Here is an 11,931-nt window from a genome sequence, read left to right as displayed (position 1 = left end):
CAACAGGCGTCAGGCTGCCGCCTCGATGATGTCGGCATAGCCTTTGGCTTCAAGCTCGTGGGCCAGCGTCTTGTCGCCGGATTTAACGACCTGGCCCTTGTAGAGAACGTGGACCGTGTCCGGGACGATGTAGTCGAGCAGGCGCTGGTAGTGCGTGATGACGACGACGGCGCGGTCCGGCGAGCGCAGTGCGTTGACGCCGTCGGCGACGATCTTCAGCGCGTCGATGTCGAGGCCGGAGTCGGTCTCATCGAGCACGCAGAGCTTCGGCTGAAGCAGCGCCATCTGCAGGATTTCCGCACGCTTCTTTTCACCGCCCGAGAAGCCGACATTCAGCGGCCGACGCAGCATCTCCGGAGCGATCTTCAGCTCGGCGGCGGCTTCCTTGACGCGGCGCATGAATTCCGGCGTGGTCAGCTCGTCTTCGCCGCGATACTTGCGCTGCTCGTTCATCGCCACCTTGAGGAACTGCATGGTGGCAACGCCCGGGATCTCGACCGGATACTGGAAGGCAAGAAAGATGCCCTTGGCCGCGCGCTCCGAAGCATCGAGTTCGAGGATGCTTTCGCCGTTGTAGAGAATGTCGCCCTCGGTGACTTCGTAATCTTCGCGCCCCGAAAGGATGTAGGAGAGCGTCGACTTGCCGGAGCCGTTCGGTCCCATGATGGCAGCGACCTCGCCGGCCTTCACGGTCAGGTCCAGGCCGCGGATGATCTCGGTGCCGTCTTCGGCGATGCGGGCGTGCAGGTTCTTGATTTCAAGCATTTCAAATCGTCCTCTTGGGAAACGAATAGTTTTCGCGCGCAGGTCCAGCGCGCCGGTTCAATTGTCAGTCCCAGGCCTCAGCCCACCGAGCCTTCCAGCGAGATGCCGATCAGCTTCTGCGCCTCGACGGCGAATTCCATCGGCAGTTCCTGGATCACTTCCTTGACGAAGCCGTTGACGATCAGTGCGATCGCCGCTTCTTCCGGAATGCCGCGCTGCAGGCAGTAGAACAGCTGATCCTCGGAAATCTTCGAGGTCGTCGCCTCGTGCTCGAACTGTGCGGTCGAGTTCTTCGCCTCGATATAGGGAACCGTATGGGCGCCGCACTTGTCGCCGATCAAGAGCGAGTCGCACTGCGTGAAGTTGCGGGCGTTCTCCGCCTTGCGATGCGCCGAGACCTGACCGCGATAGGTGTTGTCCGAAACACCGGCAGCGATGCCCTTGGAGATGATGCGGCTCGACGTGTTCTTGCCGAGATGGATCATCTTGGTGCCGGAATCCACCTGCTGGTGACCGTTCGACACGGCGATCGAGTAGAACTCGCCGCGCGAACCGTCGCCGCGCAGAATGCAGGACGGGTATTTCCAGGTGATCGCCGAACCGGTCTCGACCTGCGTCCAGGAGATCTTCGAGTTCTTGCCGCGGCAATCGCCGCGCTTGGTCACGAAATTGTAGATTCCGCCCTTGCCGTGCTTGTCGCCCGGATACCAGTTCTGCACCGTCGAATACTTGATCTCGGCGTCATCGAGCGCGATCAGTTCGACGACTGCGGCGTGAAGCTGGTTCTCGTCGCGCTGCGGCGCCGTGCAGCCTTCGAGGTAGGAGACATAGGCGCCCTCGTCGGCAATGATCAGCGTCCGCTCGAACTGGCCGGTGTTTCGCTCGTTGATGCGGAAATAGGTCGAAAGCTCCATCGGGCAACGAACGCCCTTCGGCACATAGACGAAGGAACCATCGGTGAAGACCGCGGAGTTCAGGGTCGCGTAGAAGTTGTCCGACTGCGGCACCACGGTACCCAGATACTTCCGCACGAGATCGGGGTGCTCCCGCATCGCCTCCGAGATCGACATGAAAATCACGCCGGCCTTCTTCAACTCTTCCTTGAAGGTGGTGACGACGGAGACGGAATCGAACACCGCATCGACGGCGATCTTCGTCTTCTCGACGCCGGCGAGGATCTCTTGCTCTTTCAGCGGAATGCCGAGCTTCTCATAGACCTTCAGCAGCTCCGGATCGACCTCGTCGAGCGACTTCGGCCCGGTCGTGCCCTTCGGCGCGGCATAATAGTGGATCTCGTTGAAGTCGATCTTCGGATACTTGACACGCGCCCAGCTCGGCTCGTCCATAGTGAGCCAACGCTGATAGGCCTCAAGGCGCCATTCGAGCATCCATTCCGGTTCGTTCTTCTTCTCGGAGATCAGGCGGATGATATCCTCGGACAGGCCCTTCGGCGCCTTGTCCATCTCTATCTTCGTCTCGAAGCCGTATTTGTATTGGTCCACGTCGATCTGGCGGACCTGATCAATGGTCTCCTGCACGGCAGGCATGTCGCTCTCCAATCTCGCCGGATCCAAGGTCCGGCGGCTTGTCAACGCGGTGCAATATGTGCGCACCGCTTATGTAATGGCTAAAAGGCGGTTTTCACCCCGTTTGCCAAGCGGAAAATTGCTTTTCCGCAATTTCGTTCAAGGCATTCCGCATTCACGCGGCCTGCCCGGTCGAGCGGCGCCGCGACGCCACTTTCGCGAAAACTGCCGCACAGCGTTCGATCTCCGCTTGCGTCGTGGACGCACCGATCGAAAGACGCAGGGCGCCCTGTCGCGGATCATAGCCCATCGCCGTCAGCACATGACTCTGTCCAACCTTGCCGGAAGAGCATGCAGAACCTGCCGAGAGGGCCACGCCTTCCAAATCGAAGGCAATCTGGCCAGTCTCCGCCTTCAGCCCGGGAAGCGTGAAGAAGGACGTGTTGGCGATCCGCGGCGCGTTGCGGCCGTGGATCACCACATCCGGCGCGCTTTCCAGCATCTCTGCCTCGAGCCGATCGCGCAGAACGGCGATTGCGGTCGTGCGCGCCTCGAGGTTATCGGTAGCCACCCGCGCAGCCGCCCCGAAACCGACGAGCGCCGGAGCGTTCTCGGTGCCGGAGCGATGGCCCTTTTCCTGGCCGCCGCCGCGGATCAAGGGTGCCGGCATCATCACCTCGCCGCGGGCGACGAGGGCACCGGCCCCCTTCGGCCCACCGATCTTGTGCGACGAGACGATGAGGAAATCGGCGCCCAGGTTCTCGATCGACAGCGGCAGGCGGCCGGCGGCCTGCACGGCATCGACCACCAACAGCCCGCCATGGGCACGCACGATCGCGGAAACTTCGGCGAGCGGCTGGACAATACCCGTCTCGTTGTTGGCGAGCATGACGGCGACCATGGGCAGGCCGCGCTGGCGGTCATGCGCCGAGAGTAACGTCTCGAGCGCGACGCAGTCGACGACGCCGCCGCTCGTGACCGGCACTTCGCAAATATCTTCCCGGGCAAAACGTCCGCCCTCGCGAACCGCCGGATGCTCGATCGCAGAAACATAGAGCTTGCCGAGTTTCAGCGGCGTGCGTCCCATCCGGAATTCCGGCGTCAGGACCATGTTGGCCGCTTCCGTGGCGCCGCTGGTGAATATCACCGAGGCGGGCTGCGCACCGCAAAGCGCGGCAACGTCCCGCCGCGCGCTCTCGATCATGCCGCGAACCACCCGACCCTCGCCGTGAACGGATGAGGGATTGCCAACCGCATCGAGCGCAGACAGGAATGCTTCTCGCGCTTCGGGCAGAAGCGGCGCTGTCGCATTCCAGTCCATATATATGCGCGGTCCGGTCATTGCTTCCTTCGCTAGAGCAGACGGTTCAGTCCGTGCAATCGATGCCGTTGCATTTTTCTTGAATTTTCCGCGCCGCTTGTCCTATGAGACGGACGAACGCGGCGGAGTGCCCGCATCGAAGTTTTGAACGGTTCTAAAGTGCGTTCTAGAAAAGCTGACTGCTTTCGTCAAGACAGATTGGCATCGAGAACGACGATTTGAACCAGAAACGTTCCCGGAGAACCAATGCCCGAAATCATCTTCAACGGACCGGCCGGCCGCCTCGAAGGTCGCTATCAGCCTTCGAAGCAGAAGAGCGCACCGATCGCGATCATCCTGCATCCGCATCCGCAGTTCGGCGGGACGATGAACAACCAGATCGTCTACCAGCTCTTCTACATGTTCCAGAAGCGCGGCTTCACGACCTTACGGTTCAATTTCCGCGGCATCGGCCGCAGCCAGGGCGAGTTCGATCACGGTGCGGGCGAGCTCTCCGATGCGGCCTCGGCGCTCGACTGGGTGCAGAGCCTGCATCCCGACTCGAAGAGCTGCTGGGTGGCCGGCTATTCGTTCGGCGCCTGGATCGGCATGCAGCTTCTGATGCGCCGCCCGGAAATCGAAGGTTTCATGGCGGTTGCGCCCCAGCCGAACATCTATGATTTCTCGTTCCTGGCGCCCTGCCCGTCGTCGGGTCTCATCATCAATGGCGACTCCGACAAGGTCGCGCCGGAGAAGGACGTGAACAGCCTCGTCGAAAAGCTGAAGGCGCAGAAGGGTATCCTGATCACCCACAGGACCGTTACCGGAGCAAACCATTTCTTCAATGGCCAGATCGAGACGCTGATGACGGAATGCGAGGACTATCTCGACCGTCGCCTCAACGGAGAGCTGGTGCCGGAGCCCGCTGCCAAGCGCATCCGCTGAGCCGCGCCACATCATCCTTCACTCGGCCCGGAGATCGCAATCGGTTTCCGGCCGTTTTATATCTACCGTTATTGTCGCCCCACGCGAAGGGAGCCGACCGGCTCGCCGGTTGCCGGCTGTTCGGCGCATTCCACCCGATTCCGGCCGCCGGCCTTGGCGGCGTAGAGCGCCTTGTCGGCGCGCTGCATGGCCGCTTCCAGTGACTCCCCAAGAACAAGGGCGGCAACGCCGAAGCTCGCTGTTATCGTGACGCTTTCAGGCAATCCGTCGATCCGGGTCGATGCGAGCGCCGCGCGCATCCCATGCGCGAGCACGCGGGCTTCCGCCAGGCCGAGGCGCGGAAGAAACACGGCAAATTCCTCGCCACCCAACCGCGCCGCTACCGCCCGGCTCGGCATGAGCTCCACGAGCACCCGTGAAAACTGTCCGATGACCCCGTCGCCGGCATGATGTCCATAGGTATCGTTGACCAGCTTGAAACGGTCGAGGTCGGCAAGGATGAGGGTACCCGGACCGTCGGCGCCAGCGGTTTCGAGAACGGACGTCAGGCGATCGACAAAGCCGCGGCGGTTGTAGAGGCCCGAAAGAGCATCGAGCTCCGAACTGGCGCGGGCCTCGTCGATGATTTCCTTGACCATCACCCCGAGCATGGCGATGCCGGTCGCAACGATCAGCATCGCCCCGAGTGCCTGCGAAATCAGCGCGAAAGGGGTGCCGAGATAGTCGGACGCCGTGGCGCCCGCCCCGGCGGCAATAGCGGCGTAGATTTTCACCAAATAGTAGACCGAGGTCAGAACCAGAAGGCCGCATAGGATCCAGTCGGCCGGGAACCTGCGCTTCGACCTGACGATCGTCGAAGCGGACCACATCTGGATGACGAAGAACGGCAGCTGATAGAAGAAGGCGTGCTTAATCGTTCCGCGCGGCAGGTCGTAGATCAGCAGATCGAGGATCACCGAAGCGAGAAAGAAGCCGGCCAAGAGCGGCAGGCGCGTCGGCACGCGGTAGAAAAACCCGAGTGCGATGCGGATCAGAATGAAGCCGGCGAGCACGCTCGCAAAGGCGCCGACAGCAAAAAGCTTCGGTACGACCGAGAAGGGCAAGGCGGTCTCGAACACGGCCGAGAGCGAGGCGACAGTGAAGCCGGCGGCGCACCAGATCGCCGGTTTTTTTTCACGGCTCTTCGCCGCGATGATGAGAAAGGCCACGACGAAGATCTGGGCGATGATGAAATTCACCGCCAGCAGGGAAATCGCTCCACCCATCAATAAGATCCGAACAACATCAGGAGCCGACCATGTGCTCCGCAATTAAACCAATCAGAAATGCGCGCAGATTAGCGGCCTCGCACGAAGAAATCATTAAACCGCCCCGGCGTTTGTGCCCGTCGACGCGGGCGCCGGCCTCGCCAACGTTCCGCCGCTTACCGGCCGGATGACGCCCGTAGTCGCGGGATAGCTCAACGGCAGCCCGCGCAACGATCTTACGGCCAGGTAGGCCCAGGCTTCGGCTTCCATCGAATCGCCGTTCAGACCCAGCGCCTCGGCCGCAAGCACGCGTCCGCCTGCTGCTTCTGCAAGTAAGGCCAGGTCCTGCATGATCACAGGATTGAGGCGGCCGCCGCCGCAGACAATGTAAGTCGCCGGCATTTGCGGAAGATGAGCTGCCGACCGGACTATGGCGGCCGCTGTCACATGCGCCAAGGTGCGGGCCCCGTCTTCAAGGCTCGCCTCTGCAGCGATCGGCGGCGAAAAGTCGTTGCGGTCGAGCGAGCGGCGCTTTTCCAACGAGAAGAAGGGATGAGCGAGGTAGCGCTCGGCAAGCTCCGGCAGCACCGACCCTTCGGCTGCAACCATGCCGCCCTGGTCATAGGGAATTCCGGCATGCGCCTCCATCCACTGGTCGATCAACGTGTTTCCCGGTCCGCTGTCATAGGCAATGATAGCCTCGCCTGCACCGATGTAGGTGATGTTGGAAATGCCGCCAATATTGACGAAGGCGACGGGCGCGTCGATGTCCGAGCTCTGCGACATGCTTTCCGCCAACGCGGCATGATAGGCCGGTATCAGCGGCGCCCCCTGGCCGCCATGCGCCATGTCGTTCGCCCGCATGTCGTAGACCACGTCGGTCAGCGTTTCCCGCGCCAGCAGCTCTCCATCCCCGACCTGCACGGTCAGGGCTTCGTCGGGACGGTGGAGGACCGTCTGTCCATGGAAACCTATTACATCAACATTGCCGGACAATAGATTGTTTTCCTTGAGGAATGCCTTGACCGCCTGTGCGTGCAGCAACGTCATGTCCCGCTCGAGGTCCGCCAGCGTCCCCGGTCGCTCGTCCCTTTTGCGGATCGACCTGGCATCCTCGAGCCCCTGCTTCAGCCGGTCCCGGAAGCGCGGCTCATAGGCATATCCCGCTGACGGTCCCCTTCGAACGATCGTTTCGCCGTCGGTCTCGAGGAGAGCAACGTCGATACCATCCATGCTCGTGCCGCTCATGAGGCCGATCGCCGTCAACACCTTGCCCATGGACGTCCTCCACGCTTTCCGTTGCCACCGGTCATAGCAAAACGCTGCCCCAGCAAAAACGTGCACTTTCGACAAAACAGTGATAAACGCCCGCCGCAGACGTCCAAACAAGCCGAAAGAGACAGCTTATGTCCGAGTTCAAGTCCGATTTCCTACACACGCTTCACGAACGCGGTTTCATCCACACCACATCGGATGATGCCGGCCTCGATGAGCTGTTCCGAAAGGAAACCGTGACCGCGTATATCGGCTTCGACCCGACGGCCCCGAGCCTGCATGCGGGCGGACTTATCCAGATCATGATGCTGCACTGGCTTCAAGCGACGGGTCATCGCCCGATCTCGCTCATGGGCGGCGGCACCGGCATGGTCGGCGACCCGTCCTTCAAGGACGAGGCACGGCAGTTGATGACCCCGGAAACCATCGCTGCCAATATCGCGAGTATCAAGACCGTCTTCTCCAACTATCTTCGCTATGGCGACGGCCCGACTGACGGATTGATGATCAACAACGCCGATTGGCTGCTGGGTATCAACTACCTCGAGTTCTTGCGAGACGTTGGCCGCCACTTCTCGGTTAACCGCATGCTTTCCTTCGACAGTGTCAAAACGCGCCTCGATCGCGAGCAGTCGCTGTCGTTCCTCGAGTTCAACTACATGATCCTGCAGGCCTACGATTTCGTGGAGCTATACAAGCGGACCGGCTGCCGCCTCCAGATGGGCGGCTCGGACCAATGGGGCAATATTATCAACGGCATCGATCTCGGCCATCGCATGGGTACGCCGCAGCTCTATGCGCTGACTTCACCGCTGCTGACGACTGCCTCGGGCGCCAAGATGGGCAAGTCGGTCAATGGCGCCATCTGGCTCAATCCCGACATGCTCGGCTCCTATGATTTCTGGCAATACTGGCGCAATACAGAGGACGCCGACGTCACGCGCTTCCTGAAGCTCTACACGACGTTGCCGATGTCGGAAATCGAGCGACTGTCCAAGCTCGGCGGCTCCGAAATCAATGAGGTGAAAAAGATCCTGGCGACCGAAATCACCGCCATGCTGCATGGTCGGGCAGCCGCGGAGCAGGCAGCCGAAACGGCCCGCAAGACCTTCGAGGAAGGCGCGCTTGCGGAAAACCTGCCGTCGATCGAGGTCCCCGCTCCTGAGCTCGAATCGGGTCTCGGCCTGCTGACGCTGGTGGTGCGCGCCGGCCTTGCGGCATCGAACGGCGAGGCTCGCCGTCACGTGCAGGGTGGCGCCGTCCGCGTCAACGACGAGCAGATCAATGACGAGCGCCGCGTCGTCGGAAGCGGCGACGTCACCGGCGACGGTGTCGTCAAGCTGTCGCTCGGCAAGAAGAAACACATTCTGGTGCGGCCCGTCTGAACGGCCCCCCCCCCGCGTCAATCGATGAAGGCCGGCCGCTGCGCCGGCCTTTTTCATTGAAACTCGAAAATGCTGCGGAACACGCCCGGGGCGATGAGCGACAGCGGATTGATCGTCAGATTCGGCTGGTTGAAGGGTCCGGTCAGTTTGAAGGTGATGCCGAGAAGGCCGCGGTCGCGACCGTTACCGAGCAGGACGCCGATCAGCGGCAACTCGCCGAACAACCGGTTGATGCCATAGGCCGGCATGAAGGTGCCGGTCATGTCCATGCGGCCGTTTCTGTCGCGGACCGTGCCCTGGAAGGTGGCACCGACATCGAGCCCGCGCAGCACGCCGCTGTCGACCCGGATGACGCCGCGATCGAGGAGGAGCTGGGCGAAGCCTCGCTCGAAACGGGCCGTGCTCACGTCGATATCCCTGCGCACCGCCTGATTTAGGCTGCGGCCATCCTGGCCGGCCGGCGTCGAGACCATCGACTGCAGCTTCTGTTCGCCAACGAGCGAAAATTTCCGCAGATCGACAGTGCCGCGCCAAGATCTGGCGCCGCGGTCCCGGAGCCGCAGGTTCAACAGGCCGCCGCGCATGTTTCGATAGATATCGGTGAAGCGCCCGAGAGCGCCGGCGTCGGTCGTCGTCAGCTCCAACGTGTTGTCCGGCCCCTCTTTCACCAGTCTGGCGACCACCGCCTGCCCGCTTGCGGTTAGCGCCGACAGATCGATATCGTCGATTTCTTGACCGCGGGCAGAATGGGAGAATCTCACATTGAAAAAGACCTCACCATTGAAGCCGACGACGCGGTCGAGCCGGGCGCTGATCCTTACATTGCCATCGTCTCCGGAGCCGGATTCGCTCTTCGCCCGCGCCAGGGGCAATCTGATATCCGCGGAAGAACCGGTGAGGGCGACCACATAACCGCCTTTGGCCCGTTCGACCGTCACGGCGAAATCGTCTCCTGCCGCCAGGCGCACGTCATGCAATCGGGCCGATGCGAGGCCGCCGTCGTCGACGCGGAGATTGCCACCCGCACCAAATCCGTCACCCTTTATGCTGAAATCACTTATCTCCGTGAGCGCTTCGCTTTTCCTCACCGTGAATTCCGCATTGGCCGCAATGCCGGCGCCTTTGCTCCAGCCGATCCACGGCAGCGACAGAGCCGCCTTTCCGAGATCGGCTTTCACAGACTGGCTGCCGTCATCCGAAAGCGACACTTCCACGCTGACCGGCCCGCTGACGATGCCGGACAAGGCAGGGGCGATCTTGCGCCGCGCCGCGTCGTCGAGGGTTCCGGAGATCTCCCGTGTCCGCGTCACATTCGCCTTTGTATCTACTGGTTCGGTCAGCGCAATGCGCATTTCTGCGCCATCGATCAGGGCATCGGCATCGAGAACCGCTCGGGTGTTGTCGATCCGCATGGTTCCGGACAGATCGGCGATTTCGCGGCCGGAAATCGGCCGGTTTATCGTCACCTTCTGCAATTGCATTTCCGCCTGCCACAAGGGCGGCGGCGGGTTCTGATTTGAAATCAGTCCGAAGCGGGCTCCGACCAATGCCGTCATCGGTCCGGTGAAATCCTCGGGCAGGAAGGGCGTCTTCTGTAACGCCCGGATCGGCTTGTAGCTGACAAGCTCGGCAATGGAGTCGGCCTCGCCGCCCACCTCGATCTTCATTTCCGCCATCAGCGGTTTGCTGTAGACATCCGGAATCACGAAGTCGCCGCCGTTCAGCGCCACGGACCGGCCGGAGGGGAAAAAGGCGGCCCCGCGGCCAACCTGGACCGTCATTCGCTCGCCACGCAATTCGAAGTGCCCGGAGGTGTCGCGCAGCGGCGGAATTTCGCCGGCGATGTTGATTCGCGTGTTGTCGATCGAGAAGTTGATATTGAGCTCGTTTTCATTGAGCTTCAATTCGCCATCGCTGCCGGCAATTCTGCCCTCCGGGATGGAGACCTCTATCTGCGCATCCGACACCGTCCCGCCGAAGAGATTGCCGATCGCCCATCGCCGCGCACCCTTGGCCACCCACCAGGGCCATAATTGCTTGACCGCCGTCGGCTGCATCCGATCGCTCACCGCGGCGAAGTTGATCTGGGGCGAGGTGTCGCCGAAGGCGACCGCGAGCGAACCCGCCATGGACCCCAGCGGACTGGAGATTGCCAGCTCATCGAAGATCAGCCGATGGCTACCGGTCTCGAATCGGCCATTCGCCTTGGCGTCGAAGGAGAGCGGCCGTTCCTGCATGTCTTCCGGGGCGGAGCTCGCGTCTTTCAACAGCAGGTCGACGGCAAAGCCCGGCTGGCTTCCTTCGGAAACCTTGTCGAGGTCGATCAAGGCGCCGGTAAAGGGAAAAACCGAGCGTCCGATCTTGACCGCTGACGGAAGGATCTCGACCGAAGAGCGGTCGAAGTCGTAAGAGGCGTTCAGTTCCGACGGCCTGAGCGCCGAGACTAGTCCTCCGGCATGAAACGCCCCTTCAGACGTTCTGATGCCGACCGTCAAAGCCGGAGTGGCGCCCACCGCTGCACGGGTTGCCTTCAAGCTGACCTCGGCCGAAGCATCAATTCCGAAGGCTTCTTCGCTGCCGGACTTGCCGTGATAGAGAAAGGGCGAGAGCGGCAGGGAGGTGAAAACCGCCTCGATGCCGGCGATGCTGTCGCCCTGGCCGTAGGCCCTCGCCTCGAGCTGCGCCTCCTTGCCGTCTATGGCAACGGAGCCGTCGACGCGGATGGAGCCGTCGTCATTGCGCGCGAAGGCCAGCGTCCTGACATCGATCGGAACGATCCGGCCGCGGGTCCCCGCCATCGACAGGCTCAGATTCGAAAGCTGAACGGTCCTCGTCGAACTTCGCGCGGTCAGCCGCGACATGGCGTCGATATGGGTGAACAGCTTTTCGAGAGCCGTGCCGGTGTCGGCAATGCGAATCGCCGTGAGGTCTATGGGCTCGCCGCGCGGCAAGAGGCCGGTATCGAGCTCGCCGCCCTCCGCCTCCAGCCGCGACACGGCGATGCGGCCGGTCATCAGCGCAAGGGGATCGAGCGCGATCGAGACTGCCGCCAGCTTGGCGACCGGGCGCCCGGAGGCATTGTCGTTCAACGTGACGCCGCGCGCCTTCAGCGCCAGCGCCCCGCGACCGGTGAGACGGACAACCGTGCTTTCGACATCCGCCTTGTAGTTGGCGCCAAGGGCGGTGTTGAGCGCCGTGCGCGCGCGGGCATTCAGAGGACCGTCGACTAGGCCGCTCTCGATCACCGCGACGAGCGAGGCAACTGCGACGAAGACGACAAGCAAACAGCAGAGCAGAAGCTTGGCGAAGAGACGCAGCATGCCACCCGAGACGTGGGTGTGCACGAGGACCGGGTCGTGGGCCTGGGCCGAGGGAAGCGCGTCCAGTGCGACGATGTCTTCCTTGCGAAAGCAAACCCTTTCGCCGCGGATGTCACTCATCGGCGCGGGTTTCCTCCACCTGCTTGCTGCATTGCATTCTTCCTATCC

General features: G+C 62.1%; 8 protein-coding genes. 2 read left to right on the top strand and 6 right to left on the bottom strand.

Features of this window, described 5'->3' with window-relative positions; translation table 11 throughout:
- Positions 1-9 precede the first annotated feature (9 nt).
- The 3 genes from sufC to CO656_RS03355 all read right to left on the bottom strand — a co-directional run bounded on the left by sufC (position 10) and on the right by CO656_RS03355 (position 3,633).
- Positions 10-765: a Fe-S cluster assembly ATPase SufC gene (gene sufC, locus CO656_RS03365; protein WP_037383491.1), complete on the bottom strand. Its 756-nt coding sequence runs from the start codon at positions 763-765 to the stop codon at positions 10-12.
- Positions 766-842: 77 nt separating this feature from the next.
- Positions 843-2,312, bottom strand: coding sequence for a Fe-S cluster assembly protein SufB (gene sufB / locus CO656_RS03360; RefSeq protein WP_097524810.1), 1,470 nt, complete (start codon positions 2,310-2,312; stop codon positions 843-845).
- 154 nt (positions 2,313-2,466) lie between these two features.
- A complete protein-coding gene (locus CO656_RS03355; protein ID WP_097524809.1) occupies positions 2,467-3,633 on the bottom strand; it encodes a cysteine desulfurase family protein in 1,167 nt (388 codons plus the stop codon).
- 225 nt (positions 3,634-3,858) lie between these two features.
- On the opposite strand from CO656_RS03355, the gene CO656_RS03350 reads away from it, so the two are divergent.
- Positions 3,859-4,536, top strand: a complete 678-nt coding sequence (locus CO656_RS03350; protein WP_037422116.1) for an alpha/beta hydrolase — start codon at positions 3,859-3,861, stop codon at positions 4,534-4,536.
- A 68-nt stretch (positions 4,537-4,604) separates the two neighbouring features.
- On the opposite strand, the gene CO656_RS03345 is transcribed toward CO656_RS03350, so the two are convergent.
- Both CO656_RS03345 and CO656_RS03340 read right to left on the bottom strand, forming a co-directional pair.
- Positions 4,605-5,801: a GGDEF domain-containing protein gene (locus tag CO656_RS03345; RefSeq protein WP_097524808.1), complete on the bottom strand. Its 1,197-nt coding sequence runs from the start codon at positions 5,799-5,801 to the stop codon at positions 4,605-4,607.
- 96 nt (positions 5,802-5,897) lie between these two features.
- Entirely contained in the window at positions 5,898-7,061 is a 1,164-nt protein-coding gene (locus CO656_RS03340) for an anhydro-N-acetylmuramic acid kinase (protein WP_097524807.1), read from the bottom strand.
- Positions 7,062-7,189: 128 nt separating this feature from the next.
- Here CO656_RS03340 and tyrS point away from each other — a divergent pair, with 128 nt between their 5' ends.
- The gene (gene tyrS, locus CO656_RS03335) at positions 7,190-8,443 is read left to right on the top strand and encodes a tyrosine--tRNA ligase (protein WP_097524806.1); all 1,254 of its coding nucleotides are present in this window, start codon (positions 7,190-7,192) and stop codon (positions 8,441-8,443) included.
- Positions 8,444-8,496: 53 nt separating this feature from the next.
- Here the strand turns inward: tyrS and CO656_RS03330 are convergent, their stop codons facing one another.
- Positions 8,497-11,883, bottom strand: coding sequence for an AsmA-like C-terminal region-containing protein (locus tag CO656_RS03330; RefSeq protein ID WP_097524805.1), 3,387 nt, complete (start codon positions 11,881-11,883; stop codon positions 8,497-8,499).
- Positions 11,884-11,931 lie beyond the last annotated feature (48 nt).

Origin of the sequence: Sinorhizobium sp. FG01 (assembly GCF_002531875.1) — a bacterium.
Lineage (GTDB): Bacteria > Pseudomonadota > Alphaproteobacteria > Rhizobiales > Rhizobiaceae > Sinorhizobium > Sinorhizobium fredii_C.
Note: the sequence above shows the minus strand (reverse complement) of the source record. Positions and strands in the feature narration are given on the sequence as shown.